This is a genomic window from Catellatospora sichuanensis, assembly GCF_007483665.1.
Classification (GTDB): Bacteria; Actinomycetota; Actinomycetes; order Mycobacteriales; family Micromonosporaceae; genus Catellatospora; species Catellatospora sichuanensis.
In genome coordinates this window covers 82,373-102,921 of sequence record NZ_ML660184.1, presented here as the reverse complement: position 1 = coordinate 102,921, position 20,549 = coordinate 82,373, and the positions used below count along the sequence as shown (strand labels likewise).

Sequence of the window (20,549 nt, the reverse complement as noted above, 5' to 3'; positions counted from 1 at the left end):
CACCCCCGCCCCCACTTCCCCCCCCCCCCTGCCCCGGGGGGGGGGGGGCCCCCCCCCCCCCCCCACCCCGGCCATGGCAGTCGCAACCATCTGGGTCGCCCGCTACCGCAGTCCCTTGACGGCGGCCCTCCCGCTCGCTGCGGGGGTCACCGAACGGACGGCGACCGCGGACTCCGCCGGCCGGCAAGCACAGGAGTGGTCATGACAGTGCAATCCTCCACGCGACCTGAGGTCGCGCCGGGGCATCGCAGGGGTGGGTCGAAGCCGCCCACGGAACCGCAGCGGAGCAAGGGAGTGCTCGGGCGGCTCGACATCAAATACTCCCCGTACCTCTACATCGCGCCGTTCTTCGTGGTGTTCGGGATCTTCGGCCTCTGGCCCCTGATCTACACACTGCGGATGTCGCTCTACGACTGGGATCTCGGCTCCACCGTCGAGACCGCGAAGTTCGTCGGATTCGAGAACTTCGAGATGTTCCTCGGCGACGAGGACTTCTGGAACTCGGTCGTCAACACGATCGCGATGTTCCTCATGTCCACGATCCCGCAGCTGATCCTCGCGCTGATCCTGGCGAACGCGCTGAACAAGCGCCTGCGCGGCCGGACGCTGCTGCGGATGGGCGTGCTGATCCCGAACATCACCTCGGTCGCCGCGGTCTCCATCGTCTTCGCCCAGCTGTACAACCGCGACTTCGGTCTGATCAACTGGGTCCTCGGCCTGGTCGGCGTCGATCCGATCGACTGGACGGCGCACAGCTGGTCGTCGTGGGTGGCGATCTCCTCGATGGTGGACTGGCGCTGGACCGGCTACAACGCGCTGATCTTCCTGGCCGCGATGCAGTCCATCCCGCGTGACATCTACGAGTCGGCGTCGATCGACGGCGCGTCGGCCTGGCGGCAGTTCTGGACCATGACGGTGCCCATGCTGCGGCCCACGATCATCTTCGTGACCATCATCTCGACCATCGGCGGCCTGCAGCTCTACGGTGAGCCGCTGCTGTTCACCGGTGGCGGCAACCCGCTGCTCGGCGGCTCGGACCGCCAGTCGCAGACGGTGACCATGTTCCTGATGGAGCAGTTCTACATGAAGTTCGAGCTGGGCCGCGCCGCCACGGTCGCCTGGCTGCTCTTCATCATGATCATGATATTCAGCATCGTCAACTTCCTGTTCACCCGGAGTCTCCGGTCGGCGGACGGGAAGATCGCGAAGAGGAAGGGCGTGAAAGCATGACCGCCACCGCAGTCCGGACCGGCAGCACCACGCCCGCCCCGAACCGGCGTCGCCGCCGCAAGGGCGGGGGCGCCGCCGAGCGGCTCTGGCAGGCCAGCCCGCTCACGTACATCACGCTGCTGGCCGCGGTGGCGCTGTCGATCTTCCCGCTGTACTACATGTTCGTCATCGCGACGCGCACCAACGACGCGATCGGGCAGACCCCGCCCCCGGTGACCCCGGGTGGCGAGATCGGCGGCAACATCGACCGCCTGGTCAACAACGAGAGCGCCGCATTCATGACCGGCCTGATGAACTCCGCGATCGTCGCGACGGTCATCACCGTGTTCGTGGTGTTCTTCTCGTCGCTGGCCGGCTTCGCCTTCGCGAAGCTGCGGTTCAAGGGCCGCAACGGCATGATGCTGGCGATCCTGATCACGATGATGGTGCCGACGCAGCTCGGCATCGTGCCGCTCTACCAGATGATGTACGAGTGGGACCTGCACAACAAGCTGCCCTCGATCATCCTGCCGTTCCTGGTCAGCGGCTTCGGCGTGTTCATGATGCGCCAGTACGCCAGCCAGGCCGTGCCGGACGAGCTCATCGAGGCCGCCCGCATGGACGGCTGCAGCACCTTCCGCACCTACTGGAACGTCGTGCTGCCGGGGTTGCGTCCCGCCATCGCGGTGCTGGGCCTGTTCACCTTCATGGAGCAGTGGAACTCGTTCCTCTGGCCGCAGATCGCGCTGGGTGATCCGACGAACCCGACCGTTCAGCTGTCCCTGCAGCGCCTGTCGCAGGGTTACTACAACGACTACTCCCAGGTGTTCGCGGGTACGCTGCTCAGTGTCGTGCCGTTGCTCGTGATCTTCATAATCTTCGGTCGTCAGATCATCGGCGGCATCATGGAAGGTGCAGTAAAAGCGTGACCACTCAGCAACACCCTCAGCTCGCCACGCCGACCGTGTCCTTCCCCCAGGACTTCCTCTGGGGTGCGGCCACCGCCTCCTACCAGATCGAGGGCGGCGCGTTCGAGGACGGGCGCACCCCGTCCATCTGGGACACCTTCGCCCGCACCCCCGGCAAGGTGCTCAACGCGGACTCCGGCGACGTCGCCTGCGACCACTACCACCGCAGGGCCGACGACGTCGCGCTCATGGCCGAGCTCGGGCTCCAGTCATACCGCTTCTCCGTCGCGTGGCCCCGGGTGCAGCCCGGGGGCCGCGGGCCGGCCAACGCCAAGGGCCTCGACTTCTACCGCGGCCTGGTGGACGACCTGCTCAGCAAGGGCATCGAGCCCTGGCTGACGCTCTACCACTGGGACCTGCCGCAGGAGCTCGAGGACGCCGGCGGCTGGCCGGAGCGGGACACCGCCTACCGGTTCGCCGAGTATGCGGGCCTCGTCCACGACGCGCTCGGTGACCGGGTGAAGTTCTGGACCACGCACAACGAGCCCTGGTGCAGCGCGTTCCTCGGCTACGGCTCGGGCGTGCACGCGCCCGGCGTGACCGACGGCGCGAAGGCGCTGGCCGCCGCCCACCACCTCAACCTTGGCCACGGCCTGGCGGTGCAGGCGATCCGGGCCGCGGTGCCGGACCGCCAGATGGGCATCACGCTCAACCTGCACTCGCTGCAGGCGGCCACGGACGCGCCCGAGGACCTCGACGCGGTGCGCCGCATCGACGGCGTCGGCAACCGGATCTTCCTGGACCCGGTCTTCCGCGGCGAGTACCCGGCCGATCTGCTCGCGGACACCGCGGAACTCACCGACTGGTCCTTCGTGCAGGACGGCGACCTGGCGACCATCAACCAGCCGCTGGACATGCTCGGCGTCAACTACTACACCCGCCAGGTCGTGGCCGGTCCGGCCGACGACGGCGCGCCGCAGTCGCACTGGCGGGCGCCGTCGGCGTGGCCGGGCAGCGGGCATGTCCGTTTCCTGACCCGGGAGCTCCCGGTGACCGAGATGGGCTGGGAGGTCGATCCCGACGGGCTCGTCGACCTGCTCAAGCGCACGCACGAGAACTACGGCCCGATCCCGATGTACATCACCGAGAACGGCGCGGCGTACGACGACCAGGTCGCCCCCGACGGCTCGGTGCCGGATCCGGACCGGGTCGCCTACCTGGACGCCCATCTGAAGGCGTGCCATGAGGCGATGGCGTCCGGAGTGCCTTTGCGGGGATACTTCGCGTGGTCGCTGCTGGACAACTTCGAGTGGGCCTGGGGCTACTCGCGGCGGTTCGGCATCGTCCATGTCGACTATGACACCCAGGTTCGCACGCCCAAGACCAGTGCACACTGGTACTCGGACGTGATCCGGCGCGGCGGGCTCGCCGCCTGACGGCACAGCATTGCCGGGGCCGGCCACCGGTCGGCCCCGGACCTGCTTATAACGAGGAGCATCGATGACGACGCAGCGCACCAGGTCTGCGGGGCGGCCCACGCTTGACGAGGTGGCCGCGCTCGCCGGCGTGGGCCGGGGCACCGTGTCGCGTGTCGTCAACGGCTCACCCCAGGTCAGCCCGGAGGCCCGGTCGGCCGTCCAGGAGGCGATCAAGGAACTGGGCTACGTGCCCAACCGCGCCGCCCGCGCCCTGGTCACCCAGCGCACCGACTCCGTCGCCCTGGTCGTGTCCGAGTCGCAGGAACGCGTCTTCACCGAGCCGTTCTTCGCCGGCATCGTGCGCGGCATCAGCTCCGCGCTGGCCGACACGTCGCTGCAGCTGTGGCTGGCCATGGCGCAGACCCAGGGCGAGCGCCAGCGCATCGAGAACCACCTCACCAGCCAGCACGTCGACGGCGTACTGCTGGTCATGCTGCACGAATCCGACCCGCTGCCGCAGCTGCTGCGCCAGCGCGGCCTGCCCACCGTGCTCGGCGGCCGCCCCGTCAACGTCGACCCGCAGATCTCGTACGTCGACATGGACAACGTCAACGGGGCCCGCGCCGCCGTCGAATACCTGCTGGCCTCCGGCCGCAAGCGGGTCGCCACCATCGCCGGCCCGCAGGACCTCGGCGTCGGCGTCGACCGCCTCGTCGGCTACCGCGCCGCCGTGCAGAACGCCGCCGTCGAGCCGCTCATCGAGTTCGGTGACTTCAGCGAGTACAGCGGCGTCGACGCCATGCGCCGCCTGCTGGCCCGCCGCCCCGACCTGGACGCGGTCTTCGTCGCCTCCGACCTGATGGCCGCCGGTGCGGTGCGCGCCCTGCGCGACAACGGCCGCCGCATCCCCGAGGACGTCGCCGTGATCGGGTTCGAGGACTCGCCCGTCGCCCGGCAGACCGACCCGCCGCTGACCACCGTCTACCAGCCCGTCGAGGACATGGGCCGGCACATGGTCCGGCTGCTGCTCAGCCGCATCCGCGGCGAGGACCAGCCCAGCCACGTCCTGCTCGACACCCACCTGGTCCACCGCAACTCTGCATAGCTGGCAGCCGCCTCCGCGGCTGCGGCGTTCGGCCTCTCAGCCGGCGTCACGCGCCAGTCGTCGGCTTCGCTGTGCTGCTGGCACCCGCCTTCGGCGGGCGCGGCGTTCGGCCTCTCAGCCGACGTCACGCGCCAGTCGTCGGCTTCGCTTCGCTTACCTCCTTGGTGGCGCGTGACGTCGGCGGCCGAACGCGTTGGGGGCACGGCCCTTGGTGGGCGCGGTGGGAATTCATTCGTCGTCCGCGTGGTGGACACGCGTTGACGGCGGTCCGGGTGGGCGTGGAGGATATGAATCCGCCCCTTGTGGGGCGGTGCATCTCATTCAACATGGTCGTTGTGTGTGGAGCTAGGGGTGTGGTGTTACCGCACCATTCGCCGGTGATCGGCGATCATGGGTAGGCCCGGGTGGCGGCAATGGCGGCGCCGGACCGGTGAAGGCGGGCGCTGACCTGCGGGTATGCGGTGGAGATTGTTTCCCGCGGATACGGCGCTGCAATGCGTACGAAACGGTAATAGGGCAAGGTCGGGCAGAGTTCCGGCACAAGCCTGCGTGCCGTCGTGGAGAGGAGCCGCCATGCTGCTGAGGGTCAGAGTCGCCCTGCCCGATCGTCCCGGCTCGCTGGGGCAGGTGGCCCGGACTCTGGGCGTGGCCGGCGCGGACATCGTCCAGGTGGTCGTGCTCGAGCGCCTCGGCGGCCGGGCCATCGACGACTTCACCGTGGTGTGGCCCGGCGGGGCCGGTGTCGAACGGCTGCGCGCGGGTCTGGGTGCGATGCCGGGGGTGCGGGTGGACGGGGTCTGGCGGGCGATCGGCGCGCCGGTCGCCGGTGCCTTCGATGCCGAGCTGCTCACCCAGGTCGCCTCGAACCCGAACGAAGGCCTGGCCACCCTGGTGGACACGGTGCCGGCGCTGCTGGCCGCGGACTGGGCGATGGCCCTGCGGGTGCCGGCCGACTGGGCCGCCCGCGGCTCCGTGGGCATCGACGCACGGCACGGCGCCGACGACATGGCCGTGTTGGGTGCGGCGCGCAAGCGCCCGGTGCCCCCGGTGGTGTACGCGAGCTGGCGCGCGCCGGATCAGCTTCAGTTGCCCGAGGTCACGCCGCTGCGAGCGCGCGCGATCACCGGCGCCGACGGCACGCGGTATGCGCTCGCGCCGTTCGGACGGGCGGGCCTGGTGCTGGTGGTGGCACGGTCGGCAGACGCGGAGCTGCCGGTGGCGGCGTTCCATGCGACCGAGGTCGACCGGGTGGCACAGCTGGTGCGGGCCGCCGCGGCGATCGTCGGCGACCGGCTCGACGCGGCGAAGGCACCCGCCCAGCGGGAGTCGCAGCGTTCCTCGGAGGAGCCCGCATCAGCGGTCTGACCTGGGCAATCTCTCCTGCCGTGTGACCTCGGGCATAGCGAGATCTTGACAAGGCCGTGTAACCGACGCGAAACACGGCAGGCGCACCCTGAATCCTGTCGGTGACCGCCCTCATCATGGAGGAGCGTCCACCGGCAGGTAGTGCCGCCGCAAGAATCGGAGCAGGTCATGGCGTTGTGGCGAGTGAGGGCGACCGTCGACGATCGTCCTGGGTTCCTGGCGGTGCTGACGGCGAGCCTCGCCCTCCGGTCGGTCAACATACTCGCGGTGCAGGTGCACACCACCGAGGCCGGTGCCGTCGACGATTTCCTGGTGGACGCGCCCGACGCGCTGTCCGAGGACGAGCTGGTCGCCGCGATCGAACGAGGCCGCGGGCGCGACGCCTGGGTCAGCCGCACCGACGTGTACGGGCTGATCGATCCCCCGACGCAGGCGCTGGGCCTGGCCGCGCGGCTCGCCGCCGATCCCGACGGCCTGCACGGCGCGCTGTCCGGGCTGCTCGGCGGCAGCCTGGTCCGTCGGGAGCAGGGCGGCGCGACCGTCACCGGCCACTCCGACACCACGATGCGCCTGGCGGACCCGTTCACCGACAACGGTGTGCTGGTCGTGACCCGGCTCGCCCCGGCCTTCACCCCGGCCGAGTTCGCCCGCGCGCAGGCGCTGGTCGAGGTCGCGCGGGCGGCGCTGACCCGGCGGCTGGCCAACGCGGTCGCGCTGCTGCCCGACGGCACCGAGGTCGCGTTCCGCCCGGCCGGTTCGGCGGACGTGTCGGCGGTGGACGAGATGCACGCCCGCTGCGGCGACCGCAGCCTGTTCATGCGTTACCTCGCCGGGACCCGCGGCCCGAGCCGCGGCCGGCTGTCGCGCCTGCTGACCCCGGCCCGCGGCTGCACGCTGGTCGCGGAGACTTCGCCAGTGGCGCTTCCCGGTGGTCTGCCTGGACGGCAGACCACCGACGACTTCCCACCGGAGCCGGTGCCGGGCACCGCCGGCAGCCGCATCGTGGCCGTGGCGAACCTGATCGGCGAGGGCGAGACCGCCGAGGTGGCGCTGCTGGTCGAGGACGGCTGGCAGCGGCGGGGCATCGGCACGGCGCTGCTGCGACGGCTGCTGACGCTGGCGGGTCCGGCCGGCTTCCGGTCGGTCACCCTGCACACGCACTGCGACAACGACGCGATGCTGCGGACGATGAAACGGCTGCCGCACCCGACCCGGACGGATCGTGACGGCACCCTCATCAGCGCCACGATCGCGGTGTCTGAACTGCGTGCGGCCGTGTGACCTGGTGGGTGACGTGATCGACCGTAGGTAGGCGATCGCACACATTGTGCGATAGCCATACTTGCGGTCGTCACACCATTTCACTCATGACCGCCCCTCACACAGCTCCGCCGGGATACCGTGACGCTCCGTTGACCGACTGGCACCCGGATCGGCCGGTCGACTTCGCCGAGGCCGAGGAGTTCCTGCGTGCCTGCTACGCCGAGCTGCCGAAGCTCGGCCCGGTCGAGCCGCGGCTCGCCGTGGTGCGCGAACAGATCGCCGCGCTGGGGACCTACACGCACACCCACGCCGAGCTGGTCCACGGCGCCCGGATGGCGTGGCGCAACGCCAGCCGATGCATCGGCCGGGTGTACTGGCGCAGCCTGACGGTGCTCGACCGGCGTCAGCACCGCGTGCCTGACCAGATCTTCGACGACCTCGTCAGCCACCTGCACATGGCCACGGGCGAGGGGCACAACCGGGGCAAGCTGCGGGCAGTCATCTCGATCTTCGGCCAGGCGGTGCCGGGCCGCCCGGTCACCCGCCTGTGGAACGACCAGCTCATCCGGTACGCCGGCTACCGCGGCGACGACGGCATGACCGGCGACCCGCAGTACGAGCAGTTCACCTCTGCGGTCACGAAGCTCGGCTGGACCGGCAAGGGCAGCGCGTTCGACCTGCTGCCGATCGTGCTGCAGACCGGCGACGGTGAGCCCCGGCTCTACGAACTGCCCGAATCGGCGGTGCTGGAGGTGCCGTTGGCGCACCCGGAGTTCGGCTGGTTCGCCGAGCTCGGCCTGCGCTGGCACGCGGTGCCCGCGATCGCCAACTTGCGGCTGTCCATCGGCGGGGTCGACTACCCGCTGGCCCCGTTCTCGGGCTGGTACATGGGCACCGAGATCGGCGCCCGCAACCTCGCCGACGCCCACCGGTACAACCAGATCCCGGTGGTCGCGGCGCGGCTGGGCTTGGACACCAGCAGCGAGTCCACGCTGTGGCGGGACCGGGCGCTGGTGGAGCTGAACCGCGCGGTGCTGTGGTCCTTCGAGCGCGCCGGGGTCCGCGTCACCGACCACCACAGCGAGTCGCGCCTGTTTCTGACCCACGTCGAGCGCGAGCGCCGCGCGGGCCGGGACACCCCGGCGGACTGGACCTGGATCGTGCCGCCCATCTCGGGCGGGCTCACCCCGGTGTTCCACCGCTACTACACCGAGGCCGACCAGCGGCCGAACTTCTACCTCGACCGGTCCGCGCAGCAGCTGTCGCTGACCGGGTTGCCGCAGGTGACCGTGCCGGCCCAGCGCACCTCGCCGGAACGGCGTACCCCCGCCGACCCGGCGGCCGCGGTGTGCCCGATCACCGGCCGGAGCGGGCCCATGCCCGACCCGGTACCGGAGCTGCTGCCCGCCGACCAGGACTTCAGCCCGGATGTCGACCCGAGTCCGGCGTACGCCGATCCGGAGGCGACCGTGCCGATCCCGGCCGGGCCCGCGCCCGCGCCGATCACCGCCGAGCCGGTGCCGGCCCGCAAGCGCGGACTGCGCCGCCTCCTCGGTTGAGCCGCGTCACCAGCCCCGGATCTTGTGCACTTCGTGTCGCTCCAGCAGCACGAAGTGCACAAGATCCGAAGCACCGGTTCACCGCCGCGAGATGCCGATAGGCGCTGACCTGCAGTTATCTCGCAAGGCGTGATGAGGCTGTCGGCGGACCACCGGGCCCCGATGGCCGAGTATCGATCTTGGCGAAGGCTGCGATCGGGGGCGGGGATGGACTATGGTCGGTGAACGCTGAACCCCCTCCCCCCAGGAGTTCGCATGCAACGACGCATCGCGGTTGTCGCTGTGTTCGTCCAGATCGCGCTCGCGGCCTGCGCCTCCCCCTCCGAACCTGCGGCCGGTGGCACCACCCCGACCCCGTCGCCCGCCCCCGCGGTGACTCCCACGGCGGCCCCGTCGCCGTCCTTCGCGACGCCGAGTGCCTCTCCGACGGCGGCCCCGTCGGTGACCCCGGCCCCGCCGACGCCCAAGCCGGCCCCGCCGGTGACAACGGGCAAGCCGATCAGCTGCACCGGCAAGATCGCGCAGACCCGGCCCGTCGCGAGCGGCACGGGCCCCGGCGGCTCGGTGGTGCGGACCGGCTCTCAGGCGGTGGCGCTGACCTTCGACGACGGGCCGGACCCGATCAACACCCCCAAGATCCTCGACGCGCTGAAGCAGTGTGGCGTGAAGGCCACCTTCTGCGTCGTCGGCTTCCGGGCCCGGGACAACCCAGAGATGATCGCCCGGATCGCCGCCGAGGGGCACACCCTGTGCAACCACTCCTGGCAGCACCTGTTCGACCTGGCCAAGCGGGATGACGCATACATCCGCAAGGACCTGGACAACACCAACAAGATGATCCTGCGGGCCGCCCCCGGCGCCCGGGTCGCCTACTTCCGTGCCCCCGGCGGCAACTTCACCACCAAGCTGGTGAAGATCGCTTCCGACCTGGGCATGGAGTCGATCTACTGGCACGTGGACCCGCGGGACTGGGAGAGCGCCAAGTTCGGCAAGGGCACGGCGATGGTGAACCACATCATCGCGGCGGTGGAGCGGGACGTGCGCCCCGGCTCGATCGTGCTCTCGCACGACAACGGCAAACCCGACACCATCGTCGCGTACCGGACGCTGCTGCCCTGGTTGAAGGCCCGCTACACCCTCATCGCACTGCCCGACGCGCCGCCCCCGCCACCGTCGCCGGCTCCGGCCACACCCCTGCCCTGACGTCCTGCGCCCTGACGCCCCCGAGCGCCCCCGCTGGCGCAACTCTTGAAGAGTCGCGCCGTCCGGGATGCGCGCTGGCCGCAACTCTCTGCGAGTTGCGGCCAGGGGGCGGGACCGGCGGCGAGGTGCGCGGTCGGTGGTCAGCGGTCGGTCAGGGTGCCGTGCTCGACGCAGGTCGCGGTCCAGCCGGTGGGCACGACCTGGACCTTCATCCGGCGGCGGCAGTGCGTGCAGAAGCGTGGCGGCTCCAGCTCGCGGGCGGCCTGGCAGCCGTCGTGGCCATCCCCGTCGGCCGGTTCGCCGCAGCGGTCGCAGTACGTCGTCTCCACGGCCGGCCTCACAGCGTCGCGGACAGCGCCTTGACCGGCATCTTGAGCTCGGCCAGCAGCTCAAGGTCCGAGGTCGCGGGGCGCCCCAGGGTGGTCAGGTAGTTGCCGACGATCACCGCGTTGATGCCGCCGAGCAGGCCCTCACGGGTGCCCAGGTCGCCGAGGGTCAGCTCGCGACCACCGGCGTACCGCAGGATGGTGCGCGGCAGCGCGAGCCGGAACGCGGCGATGGCGCGCAGCGCGTCCTTGGGGTCCATCAGCGGCTGGTCGCCCAGCGGCGTGCCCGGCCGCGGGTTGAGGAAGTTCAGCGGCACCTCGTCGGGCTGCAGCTCGGCGAGCTGCGCGGCGAACTCGGCGCGCTGTTCGAGGGTCTCGCCGAGGCCGATGATGCCGCCGCAGCAGACCTCCATGCCGGAGTCGCGCACCATCTTCAAGGTGCCCCAGCGCTCCTCCCACGAGTGCGTGGTGACCACGTTCGGGAAGTAGGACCGGCAGGTCTCCAGGTTGTGGTTGTAGCGGTGCACGCCCATGTCCACCAGGTCGTCGACCTGCTCCTGGCTCAGCATGCCGAGGCTCGCCGCGACGTTGATGTCGACGGCCTCCTTGATCGCCTTGACGCCGTCACGCATCTGCTGCATGAGCTTGGCGTCCGGGCCGCGTACGGCCGCCACGATGCAGAACTCGCTCGCGCCGGTGGCCGCGGTCTGCTGGGCGGCCTTCACCAGCGACGGGATGTCCAGCCATACGGAGCGTACGGGGGAGGAGAACAGCCCGGACTGCGAGCAGAAGTGGCAGTCCTCGGGGCAGCCGCCGGTCTTCAGCGAGACGATGCCCTCGACCTCGACCTCGGGGCCGCACCAGCGCATGCGGACCTCGTGGGCCAGCTGGAGCGCGGCGGGGATGTCGGAGTCGGGCAGCCGGAGCACCTCGAGAATGTCGGCCTCCTCGAGGCCTTGTCCCTCGGCGAGGACACGGGTGCGGGCGCGGTCGAGTACCGATACTGAGCTGGTCGACATGGGCGTACCCTACAACGCGGCCTGTTCGGGTCGGCCAAAGGCCGAGTGACTGAGACATGGATGGGTTGAATCATGGGCGACTGGCTGGCGACCCTGCGGCGCAAGGCCGACCTGCGCGAACGCGCCGGGTTGCGCCGGGAACTGCGCCCGCGCGCCGGTGACGACGCTCTCGTCGACCTCGCCGGCAACGACTACCTCGGCCTGGCCCGCCACCCGCGGGTGCGCGAGGCCGCGGCGGCCGCGCTGGACGAGTACGGCCTTGGCGCGACCGGCTCCCGGCTGGTGCGCGGCAGCACCGACGTGCACACCGCGCTGGAGGCCGCGCTCGCCTCGTGGCTGGGGGCCGAGCAGGCGCTGGTCTACTCCAGCGGCTACCTGGCCAACCTGGGCGCGATCCGGGCCCTGAGCGGGCCGAACACGCTGCTGGTCGCCGACGCGCACAACCACGCTTCGCTGATCGACGGCTGCCGGCTGGCCGGGGCCGAGACCGTGACGTACGCCCACGGCGACCCGGCCGACGCGGCCCGGCTGCTCGCCGTCCATCCGGGGCGGCCCGCGGTGGTGCTCACCGAGTCGGTGTTCTCCGTCGACGGCGACCTCGCCCCGCTCGCCGAGCTGCACGCGGCCGCCCGCACGCACGGGGCGCTGCTACTGGTCGACGATGCGCACGGGCTCGGCGTGGTCGGCCCACGTGGGTCCGGCGGCGTGGTCGCGGCCGGTCTCGCGGGCGAGCCCGACGTGATCGTCACGGCGACCCTGTCCAAGGCGCTGGGCGGCGCGGGCGGTGTGGTCGCCGGACCGGCCGCGCTGATCCGGCACCTGGTCGACACCGGCCGCACCTTCATCTTCGACACCGCGCTGCCGCCCGCGATCGCCGCCGGGGTCGCCGCGGCGCTCGACCTCGCCCGCGACGGCGAGGCGCTGCGGGCGGTGCTGGCCGAACGTGCGGCCGCGATCCGCGACACGTTGCGGGCGGCGGGCCTGGCCGTCACCGACCCGGCGGGCGGCGTGGTTTCGGTCGAGGCCCCGTCGGCCGAGCAGGCCTGGGCCTGGGCCGGGGCCTGCCGGGACAAAGGGGTGGCGGTAGGGTGCTTCCGCCCGCCGTCCACGCCGGACAGTCGATCGCGGCTGCGGCTGACGGTCAACGCAGGCGTGCCCGCCGCGGATTTCGCGCGGGCCTTGGAGATCATCGTGGAGGTGCGGCCGTGACGGCGCTGACGGGGATCGTGCTGGTCACGGGTACGGACACCGGGGTGGGCAAAACCATCACGACGGCGGCGATCGCAGCCGCGGCGACCGCTTCGGGGGTACGCACCGCGGTCGTCAAACCCGCCCAGACCGGCATCGACCCCTCCTACGGCGAGGTGCCGGACATGGCGGTGGTGGCCCGGCTGGCCGCCCCCGCGACCACGGTCACCCTCGCCGAATACCCGGACCCGCTCGCGCCGACCGCTGCCGCCCGCGTCGCCGGCCTGCCGCCGCTGGACATGTTCGCGGTCATCGAGCAGATCAAGAGCATCGCGGTCGAGCACGAACTGACCCTGGTCGAGGGCGCGGGCGGGCTGCTGGTGCCGATGGGTCTGCACCCCGGCGGCGCGGTGTGGTCGCTGGCCGACCTCGCGGTGGCGCTGTCCGCGCCCGCGGTCGTGGTCGCGCGGGCCGGGCTGGGCACGCTCAACCACACCGCGCTGACGCTGGAGGCGATGGCCCGCCGCAACATCGCCGGCCGGGTCGTGCTGGGCTCCTGGCCCAGCCGCCCCGAACTGGTGCACTTCGCCAACCTCGCCGACCTGCCCGAAGAACTCGACGGCCTGCTACCCGAGGGCGCGGGCGCCATCGAGCCCGGCGTCTTCCGCCGCAGCGCCCCCGGCTGGCTCACCCCCGCCCTGCACGGCGACAATGACGACCCCCGCACCCTCGCCGACCTCGACGAAGACTGACGCTCACGCGCCCGTCCCTTGATCACCCGACTTGCCTGGCACCTGGCCGAAAGCGCGCCCAAGATACGCCCACCTGCCAGGCAAGTCCGTCGACCTTGACCCGCCTCGCGCCGGCGCGCCGCCACTCTTGAAGAGTGCGGCCTTGAGGGCCGTCCATCGCGGCGAGTCTTTAAGAGTTGCGCCAGGTGGGGCGGTGGATGGTGAAGGTGTCGGGCATGCGGAAGCTGAGGTTGTCGGGGCACCAGGGGGCGCGGAGGACCTTGATGTCGCGGAGCAGGGGTGCCGTCTCGGTGACGACTACGGCGGCTTCCATGCGGGACAGTTGGGCGCCGACGCAGCGGTGAGCGCCCGCGCCGAAGGCCAGATGGCGGCGGGAGCCGCGCTGGCCGGGCACGAAGTCGTGCGGGTGCTCGGCGACCGCGAGTCCAGCGCGGGCCAGCCAGAGCACGATGCTCGCGCCCCGGCGCACCGGGAGGCCGTCGAGCTCGGTGTCCCGAGCGGCGACTCGCCGCCAGGTGGGGATCGGCGGGACGAGCCGCAGGCCCTCCTCGACCACGTCGTCTACGCCGACAGTGCCCCGGGCCAGGCCGTCGAGCACGGCGGGCTCGCCGGACAGCCGGTGCAGCAGCAGGGTGAGGAACTGCGACGTGGTCTCCTGACCGGCGACGAGTAGGAAGAACAGCGCCCCGACCGGGGTGTCGCGGGGCAGCCCGGCGGCGGCGGTGTGCGCGCGGAGTTCGCCGACCATGCCACCGGCCGTGGCGGCGAAATCGCGCAGCACGGTGTGGAAGCGGCCGACGGTCTCGGCCAGTGCAAGCTGCCGCGGCGCGTCGAGCGGGGCCCAGAACAGCTCCAGCGCGGCCCGGGAGAACTCCTTGACCACGGCCGCGTCGGCGTCGGGCAGCTCGACGAGCTTCGCCAGCACCAGCAGCGGCAGGTCGGCGGCGAGGTCGGCGTACAGGTCGACGGACTCGCCCGCGCGCAGCCGCGCGGCCAGCGTCGCGACGCGACGGCGGACCACCCCGGTCAGCCAGGGTCGTAGCGCCTCGACCCGGGCCGGGTGCAGGGCCTGTGCGGTGATCTCGCGGATCGCCGGATGGGAGACGCCGCCGTTGTTGGCCAGCGTGGCGGGCAGCTTGAAGCCGTACGAGGTGAGCACGCGCAGCGCGCTGACCGGCATCGGGCTGATCGCGTCGAGGGCGTTGTCGGGCCGGAAGGTGTCCGGGTCGGCCAGCACCTGCCTGACGAGGCGGTGATCGCTGACGACGACATGGGTGACGCCGACGTGGTCGGTCACCGCGACGGTCGCTTCGGCCCGCCCGTCGTTGTCGAAAGGCTGGTCCCAGGTACGGAACAGCACTCGGACACCGTACTAGGCGAAGTGAGCGACCGTTCAGGCAAGGGCTTGCGGGGTGATGACGGTGATGCCGGTCGGGGGCGTCTCGCCCATCGCGGTCAGCGCCGCGGGCACCTCGTCGAGCCCGATGAAACGGGTGACCAGCGCGTCGGGTCGCAGCCGCCCGGACACCACGAGGTCGAGCATCGGCCCGTAGTCGGCGGCGGCCATGCCGTGGCTGCCCAGGATCTCCAGCTCCCAGCCGATGACCCGGCCCATCGGCAGCTCGGGCGCGCCCTGGGGGAGCAGCCCGACCTGCACGTGGCGGCCGCTGCGGCGCAGGCTCAGGATGGCCGCGGTGCAGGTGGCGGGGCTGCCCAGGGCGTCGAGGGTCAGCTGCGCACCGCCGCCGGTCAGCTCGCGCACCGCCGCAACGGGGTCGGTCTCGCGGCTGTTCACGCAGGCCACGGCTCCGTGCTCGCGGGCCAGGTCGAGTGCGCCGGGGGAGACGTCGACGGCGACGACCTGCGCGCCGTACGCGGCGGCGATCATCACGGCCGACAGCCCGACGCCGCCGCAGCCGTAGACGGCGACCCACTGCCCGGCGGCCACCCGGCCCTGCGCCACCACCGCGCGGTACGCGGTCGCGAACCGGCAGCCCAGCGCGGCCGCGGCGGCGTACGACAGCTGCTCGGGCAGGCCGACCAGGTTGAGGTCGGCGTGGTCGATGGCGACGTATTCGGCGAACGAGCCGCGGTGGGTGAACCCGGGCTGGGTCTGGTTTTCGCAGACCTGTGGCGCGCCCCGGCGGCACGGCTCGCAGCCGCCGCAGCCGCAGACGAACGGCACGGTCACCCGGTCGCCGACCCGCCAGCCGGTGACGTCCGTGCCCGCGGCGTGCACGGTCCCGGCCAGCTCGTGGCCCGGCACGTGTGGGAACGCGGCGATGTCGGGGTCGTGGCCCATCCAGCCGTGCCAGTCGCTGCGGCACAGCCCGGTCGCCTCGACCTTGATCACGCAGCCGTGCGGCGGCGCGCTCGGCTCGGGCAGTTCGCGCACGTCGGGCTGCTGTCCGAAGGCGTCGTAGGCGACGGCGCGCACGTTTTCCCCTCCCACCGGGCCCGCGGCCGGTGCTCCGGTCGCGGTGCCCAGCAGACTACGTCGCGGACCCGGCCGCGGGTAGGCCGCGCCGGCCCGCGGCGCTACTAGGCCGCTGAGCGGGGCTCCGGGCGGCGGTACGCGACACCGAGCGCGTCGAAGCGCGCCAGCATCACGTCGATCCGTTGCCGGAAGTCGCCCAGGTCGCCGCGGGTGCCCCAGCCTGCTTCGGCCACCGCGGACATCCGTGGCAGCAGGTTGTACGCGGCCCGGCCGACCGTAGGCAGGTATTCGCCCCACAGGTTGCCCTGCACGCCGAGGACCCGGTTGTCGCCGGCCGACGGCTCGTCGGGTTCGGGCTGGTAGGCGTAGACCTTCTCCAGCGGCAGCAGCCCGCCGATGCTCAGCGGCTCGCCGGGCGCGTCGGACTCGTAATAGTCGAGGTAGACGTGCTCGCAGGGGGAGGCGACGACGTCGTGCCCGGCCTGGAGCGCCGCGGTGACGTAGTCCTGGTTCCGCCACGCCATGATCACGGCTTCGGCGGGCGCGCCCCGGCCGACCAGCTCGTCCCAGACCACCACGCGCCGGCCATGCTGGCGCAGGTGGGCGGCCAGTTCGGAGATCCACCAGCCGAGCAGATGCTCCGGGTCGCTCAGCCCGAGTTCCTTCATCCGCGCCTGCGCGCCCGGGTTGGCCGACCACTCCGCGGGCGGCACCTCGTCGCCGCCGAGGTGGACCAGCGGGGACGGGAACACGTCGACCAGCTCGTCCAGCACGTGCTTCATGAACTGCACGGTGTTGTCGTCGCAGTTGAGGACGGTGTCGTAGATGCCCCACCGGGTGCCGGTGGCCAGCTGCGTCCCGGGGTTGTTGCCGAGTTCCGGGTAGGCGGCGATGGCGGCGGTGGTGTGCCCGGGCAGGTCGATCTCCGGCACGACGGTCACCCCGCGCCGGGCCGCGTACGCGACCAGTTCGCGCAGCTCGTCCTGGGTGTAGTGGCCGCCGTGCGGGGTGCGGTCGGCCTGCTTGACGTTCTCGTGCCCGATCGGCGACTCCTGCCGCCACGCGCCGACCTCGGTCAGCCGCGGGTAGCGCTTCACTTCGAACCGCCAGCCCTGGTCCTCCGTGAGGTGCAGGTGCAGCGTGTTCATGCGGTGCATCGCCAGCAGGTCGATCACCGTGCGCAGCCAGGACACCGGCTGGTACCAGCGGCCGACGTCGACCATGATGCCGCGCCACGGGTACCGCGGCCGGTCCTCGATCTGCACGTACGGCAGGGTCCACGCGACCCCGGTGACGGGCGTGGCGGCGTACGCCTGCGGGGGCAGCAGCTGCCGCAGGGCCTGCACGGCCCAGCGCAGCCCGGTGAGGGTGCCCGCGACGGCGCGCACGCCCGCGCCGTCGACGGTGAGGCGGTAGCCCTCGTCGCCGACCCCAGCCGTGTCGTCGACGGTGAAGAGCAGCTCGGCGTCATCGCCACCGGCGGGCAGCGGCAGGCCCGTGGCCGGGCCGAGCAGTTCCCGGAGCAGGTCGGCGATCTCGGTCGGCGCGTCGACCGCGGTCTGCGGCGTGAGCGTCCGCTGTCCCGGGGCCGGCGCGTACGAGACGGGTGACGGGATCAGCACAGCGGCTCCTCAGAAAACGATTTCAGGAACAACCCTAGGACCGTAGTACAGCTTCTTAACAGTAGTCAAGATCCACAATGCTGGTGTCGCCGGTGTCGGGCAATGGTCAGCGGCGGTGCGCCCGGCCGAGGGAGAGAACGTTTTCCGATATCTCTTGTGTGGCTGAGAGCACATGCCCTATCTTCTGCGTCATCGATGGGGGAAACGGTTACGTAAGTCCGCTGTAGTACTGACGTAAAGAGGATGGACCATGCACCTGTCCCGCCGCCACGTCCTACAGGCAGGTAGCGCCTCCGTGCTGGGCGCGCTGACCCTGCCGCTGCTCCCGGCCGGTCCGGCGCACGCCGCCGACGAGTTCGACACGCTGCGCCTGCGCTACCGCGCCGGCATCACCGGCACCGGCTTCAACCCGGCGGTGGAGCCCTACGCCTCCCGCCTGGCCGCGATCGGCGAGGTCGCGACGCAGCGCCGGGCCACGATGACCCCCGGCGGTGCCGCGCTGTGGCCGGACCTGCCGCTCGACGTCTCGTCGTCGGTCACCAACAGCTACTCCCGCCTGCGCGCCATGGCGCTGGCCTGGGCTCAGCCCGGCACCGGCCTCACCGGAAACGCGACCCTGCTGAGCGAGGTCATCGCCGGTCTCGACCACCTGCACATGGAGATCTTCAAGCCGTCGACCAGCTGGTTCGGCAACTGGTGGGACTGGAACATCGGCACCCCGCAGACGCTGCTCGACATCATGGCGCTGGTCTACGACCACCTGACCGCCACCCAGGTCGCCAACTGGCTCGCCGCCGTCGACACCTTCACCCCGTCGGTGTCGCCGCTGCTCAACGGCGGGGCGAGCACCGGCGCGAACCGCTCCGACGTGTGCGTCGTGGTGGTGCGGCGCGGCATCCTCGGCAAGAACGCCGCGAAGATCATCGCTGGGCGGGACGGCCTCTCCCCGATCTTCACGTACGTGCGTACCGGAGACGGATACTACGAGGACGGCTCCTTCATCCAGCACGGCGTGGTGCCCTACCAGGGGACCTACGGCGCGGCGCTGCTGTCCGGGCTCGCGGGGCTGTTCGGCCTGCTGGCCGGGTCGACCTGGGCGGTCAGCGACCCCAACCGGCAGATCGCGTTCGACGCGATGACCCGGTCCTGGGCCCCGTTCCTCTACAACGGGCTGGTCATGGACTGCGTCAGCGGCCGGGGCGTCAGCCGCGGCCTGTCCCTGCAGGACCCGCTGGGCGTCCAAGGCGACGACCACGTGCGCGGGCACGGCATCGTCGCGAGCTTCGTGCGGATGGCCGACGCCGCGTCCCCGGCCGAGGCGGCGCTGTGGCGCGGCATGGTCAAGGGCTGGATCCAGCGCGAGTACTGGGGCAACCTCGCCGACGACCAGACGCTCGGCGTGCCGACCCTCGCCGCCTGCCTCGCGATCCGCGACAGCGCGTCGGTCACCGCCGTCGCCGAGCCGGTCGACCACCGCCTGCTCGCCGCCCAGGACCAGGCGGTGCACCGCCGCGCCGGCTGGGCCGCGTCCATCGCCATGTGCTCCAAGCGCACCACGTACTACGAGACCGGCAACGGCGAGCACCTCAAGGGCTGGCACACCAACAACGGCATGCTGTCCTACTGGGGCTCGACGTGGGGCAACGGGCAGTACTCGGACGCGTTCTGGCCGACCGTGGACCCGTACCGGCTGCCCGGCACGACGGTGTCGAAGAAGGCGCTCGCCGACGGGGCGGGCGGCACGTGGGGCGCGCCCGATCCCGGCACCAGCTGGGTGGGCGGCGCGACCGACGGCACCTTCGCCGCGCTCGGCCAGGACACCCGGGGCCTGGAGTCCACGCTGCAGGCCAAGAAGTCGTGGTTCTGCCTCGACGACGGCATCGTCTGCCTCGGCGCGGGCATCAGCGGCACCGACGGCGTCGCGGTCGAGACCATCGTGGACAACCGCAACCTCGGGGGCGGCACCGGCAGCCAGCCGCTGCACATCAACGGGACCGCGCAGCTCGCTTCGCCCGGCTCGGCCACCTTCACCGGCGTGAGCTGGGCGCACAACTCCTTCGCCGGGATCGTCTTCCCCGGCGGCGCGACGGTCAAGGCGCTGCGCGAGTCGCGCTCCGGCAGCTGGTCGCAGATCAACACCGGCGGCACCACCGAGGTGCTGAGCCGCAAGTACCTCACCTTGTACCTCGACCACGGCGTCAACCCGACCGCCGGCTCGTACAGCTACCTGCTGCTGCCCGGCGCGGACACCGCCACGACGGCCGCCCGCGCCGCCTCGCCCACGGTGGCCGTGCTCGCCAACACGGCGAACGCGCAGGCGATCAGCGACACCGCCACCGGCGTGACGGCCGCGAACTTCTTCGCCGCGGGCACCGCCGGGCCGATCACCGTGAGCGCGCCCTGCTCGGTGCTGATGCGCGAGTCCGGCGGCCGGCTCAAGGTCACCGTGGCCGACCCGACCCGCAACGCCACCACGATCACGGTCACCATCGCCCGCAGCGGCTACAGCACCGCCTCCGGCGACGGGCGCATCAGCGTCACCGGTCTCAACCCGATCAAGCTGGTCGTCGAGGTCGGCGGCGCGCTGGGCGGCTCCCGCACCATCACCTTCGGCACCGGCAGTGCCGTCACCGGCGGACAGCACCTGTCCCTGTCGCCCACCGCCGACGCGCACACCCGCGACGGGAGCTACGCCACCACCAACTACAACGGCACCGCCCTCGAGGTGAAGAACGACGGCGTCGGATACGCCCGCAAGGCGTTCCTCAAGTTCGACCTCACCTCGCTGGCAGCCGCGCCGAAGCGTGCGGTGCTGTGGGTCAGCGGCAACACCGCCGACTCGGTGGGCACCCACACCAGCATCAGCGCGTACGCGGTAAGCGCCGACAGCTGGACCGAGACCGGCCTCACCTGGAACACCGCACCGGCGCTGGGCGCGCAGCTGTCCACGTCCCCGCTGTGCCAGGTCGCCGACTGGATCCCGCTCGACGTGACGGCGTTCGTGCAGGCCGAGTACGCGGGCGACCAGACCGCGACCATCGGTCTGTGGCAGGCGGCGGGCGGCCGGGCGACGGTGCTCAACAGCCGCAGCAACGCCACCCGGCCCGCGTTCCTGCAGGTCGTCACCGGCTGAAGGAATCCTCCACGCGGAACGATCTTCGTGGCGACCGGCGTG

The 20,549-nt window shown here is 71.7% G+C and carries 16 protein-coding genes; 11 read left to right on the top strand and 5 right to left on the bottom strand.

Features of this window, described 5'->3' with window-relative positions:
- The first annotated feature begins 201 nt into the window (after nt 1-201).
- The 8 genes from FLL47_RS02460 to FLL47_RS02425 all read left to right on the top strand — a co-directional run bounded on the left by FLL47_RS02460 (nt 202) and on the right by FLL47_RS02425 (nt 10,030).
- Nucleotides 202-1,230, top strand: coding sequence for a carbohydrate ABC transporter permease (locus FLL47_RS02460; protein ID WP_144118758.1), 1,029 nt, complete (start codon nt 202-204; stop codon nt 1,228-1,230).
- A complete protein-coding gene (locus FLL47_RS02455) occupies nt 1,227-2,138 on the top strand; it encodes a carbohydrate ABC transporter permease (RefSeq protein WP_144118757.1) in 912 nt (303 codons plus the stop codon). Before FLL47_RS02460 ends, FLL47_RS02455 begins: the two co-directional genes overlap by 4 nt.
- Nucleotides 2,135-3,553, top strand: coding sequence for a GH1 family beta-glucosidase (locus tag FLL47_RS02450; RefSeq protein WP_144118756.1), 1,419 nt, complete (start codon nt 2,135-2,137; stop codon nt 3,551-3,553). Before FLL47_RS02455 ends, FLL47_RS02450 begins: the two co-directional genes overlap by 4 nt.
- A gap of 64 nt (nt 3,554-3,617) precedes the next feature.
- The gene (locus tag FLL47_RS02445) at nt 3,618-4,640 is read left to right on the top strand and encodes a LacI family DNA-binding transcriptional regulator (RefSeq protein ID WP_144118755.1); all 1,023 of its coding nucleotides are present in this window, start codon (nt 3,618-3,620) and stop codon (nt 4,638-4,640) included.
- Nucleotides 4,641-5,213: 573 nt separating this feature from the next.
- Complete coding sequence (locus FLL47_RS02440) at nt 5,214-6,005, top strand: ACT domain-containing protein (protein WP_144118754.1); 792 nt, start codon at nt 5,214-5,216, stop codon at nt 6,003-6,005.
- Nucleotides 6,006-6,173: 168 nt separating this feature from the next.
- Nucleotides 6,174-7,286, top strand: a complete 1,113-nt coding sequence (locus FLL47_RS02435; protein WP_144118753.1) for a GNAT family N-acetyltransferase — start codon at nt 6,174-6,176, stop codon at nt 7,284-7,286.
- 86 nt (nt 7,287-7,372) lie between these two features.
- Nucleotides 7,373-8,827 carry a nitric oxide synthase oxygenase gene (locus tag FLL47_RS02430; protein ID WP_144118752.1) on the top strand — a complete coding sequence of 485 codons (1,455 nt, stop codon included), beginning with the start codon at nt 7,373-7,375 and terminating at the stop codon, nt 8,825-8,827.
- A gap of 255 nt (nt 8,828-9,082) precedes the next feature.
- The gene (locus FLL47_RS02425) at nt 9,083-10,030 is read left to right on the top strand and encodes a polysaccharide deacetylase family protein (RefSeq protein WP_246157451.1); all 948 of its coding nucleotides are present in this window, start codon (nt 9,083-9,085) and stop codon (nt 10,028-10,030) included.
- 140 nt (nt 10,031-10,170) lie between these two features.
- On the opposite strand, the gene bsaP is transcribed toward FLL47_RS02425, so the two are convergent.
- Both bsaP and bioB read right to left on the bottom strand, forming a co-directional pair.
- Nucleotides 10,171-10,371: a biotin synthase auxiliary protein BsaP gene (gene bsaP / locus FLL47_RS02420; RefSeq protein WP_342780290.1), complete on the bottom strand. Its 201-nt coding sequence runs from the start codon at nt 10,369-10,371 to the stop codon at nt 10,171-10,173.
- On the bottom strand, nt 10,368-11,375 hold the full coding sequence (bioB, locus tag FLL47_RS02415; RefSeq protein ID WP_144118750.1) for a biotin synthase BioB: 1,008 nt from the start codon (nt 11,373-11,375) through the stop codon (nt 10,368-10,370). Before bioB ends, bsaP begins: the two co-directional genes overlap by 4 nt.
- 72 nt (nt 11,376-11,447) lie before the next feature.
- Here bioB and FLL47_RS02410 point away from each other — a divergent pair, with 72 nt between their 5' ends.
- Together FLL47_RS02410 and bioD are read left to right on the top strand one after the other, a co-directional pair.
- On the top strand, nt 11,448-12,584 hold the full coding sequence (locus tag FLL47_RS02410) for an 8-amino-7-oxononanoate synthase (protein ID WP_144118749.1): 1,137 nt from the start codon (nt 11,448-11,450) through the stop codon (nt 12,582-12,584).
- A 17-nt stretch (nt 12,585-12,601) separates the two neighbouring features.
- Complete coding sequence (bioD, locus tag FLL47_RS02405) at nt 12,602-13,315, top strand: dethiobiotin synthase (RefSeq protein WP_144119006.1); 714 nt, start codon at nt 12,602-12,604, stop codon at nt 13,313-13,315.
- Nucleotides 13,316-13,484: 169 nt separating this feature from the next.
- Here the strand turns inward: bioD and FLL47_RS02400 are convergent, their stop codons facing one another.
- From FLL47_RS02400 to FLL47_RS02390, 3 genes are all read right to left on the bottom strand, one after another.
- Nucleotides 13,485-14,675 (bottom strand): cytochrome P450, encoded by a 1,191-nt coding sequence (locus FLL47_RS02400; protein WP_144118748.1) that lies wholly within the window; start codon nt 14,673-14,675, stop codon nt 13,485-13,487.
- A gap of 33 nt (nt 14,676-14,708) precedes the next feature.
- The gene (locus tag FLL47_RS02395) at nt 14,709-15,752 is read right to left on the bottom strand and encodes a zinc-dependent alcohol dehydrogenase family protein (RefSeq protein ID WP_144118747.1); all 1,044 of its coding nucleotides are present in this window, start codon (nt 15,750-15,752) and stop codon (nt 14,709-14,711) included.
- A 104-nt stretch (nt 15,753-15,856) separates the two neighbouring features.
- The gene (locus tag FLL47_RS02390; RefSeq protein ID WP_144118746.1) at nt 15,857-17,374 is read right to left on the bottom strand and encodes a beta-N-acetylhexosaminidase; all 1,518 of its coding nucleotides are present in this window, start codon (nt 17,372-17,374) and stop codon (nt 15,857-15,859) included.
- A gap of 250 nt (nt 17,375-17,624) precedes the next feature.
- Here FLL47_RS02390 and FLL47_RS02385 point away from each other — a divergent pair, with 250 nt between their 5' ends.
- Nucleotides 17,625-20,507: a polysaccharide lyase family 8 super-sandwich domain-containing protein gene (locus FLL47_RS02385; RefSeq protein ID WP_144118745.1), complete on the top strand. Its 2,883-nt coding sequence runs from the start codon at nt 17,625-17,627 to the stop codon at nt 20,505-20,507.
- The last annotated feature ends 42 nt before the right edge of the window (nt 20,508-20,549 follow it).

Excerpts from the sequence above, each read along its gene's own strand:
- FLL47_RS02410 (WP_144118749.1), top strand. The coding sequence starts at position 11,448 with ATGGGCGACTGGCTGGCGACCCTGCGGCGCAAGGCCGACCTGCGCGAA.
- FLL47_RS02460 (WP_144118758.1), top strand. The coding sequence starts at position 202 with ATGACAGTGCAATCCTCCACGCGACCTGAGGTCGCGCCGGGGCATCGC.
- bioB (WP_144118750.1), bottom strand. The coding sequence starts at position 11,375 with ATGTCGACCAGCTCAGTATCGGTACTCGACCGCGCCCGCACCCGTGTC.
- FLL47_RS02435 (WP_144118753.1), top strand. The coding sequence starts at position 6,174 with ATGGCGTTGTGGCGAGTGAGGGCGACCGTCGACGATCGTCCTGGGTTC.
- FLL47_RS02425 (WP_246157451.1), top strand. The coding sequence starts at position 9,083 with ATGCAACGACGCATCGCGGTTGTCGCTGTGTTCGTCCAGATCGCGCTC.
- FLL47_RS02445 (WP_144118755.1), top strand. The coding sequence starts at position 3,618 with ATGACGACGCAGCGCACCAGGTCTGCGGGGCGGCCCACGCTTGACGAG.
- FLL47_RS02385 (WP_144118745.1), top strand. The coding sequence starts at position 17,625 with ATGCACCTGTCCCGCCGCCACGTCCTACAGGCAGGTAGCGCCTCCGTG.
- FLL47_RS02455 (WP_144118757.1), top strand. The coding sequence starts at position 1,227 with ATGACCGCCACCGCAGTCCGGACCGGCAGCACCACGCCCGCCCCGAAC.
- FLL47_RS02430 (WP_144118752.1), top strand. The coding sequence starts at position 7,373 with ATGACCGCCCCTCACACAGCTCCGCCGGGATACCGTGACGCTCCGTTG.
- FLL47_RS02440 (WP_144118754.1), top strand. The coding sequence starts at position 5,214 with ATGCTGCTGAGGGTCAGAGTCGCCCTGCCCGATCGTCCCGGCTCGCTG.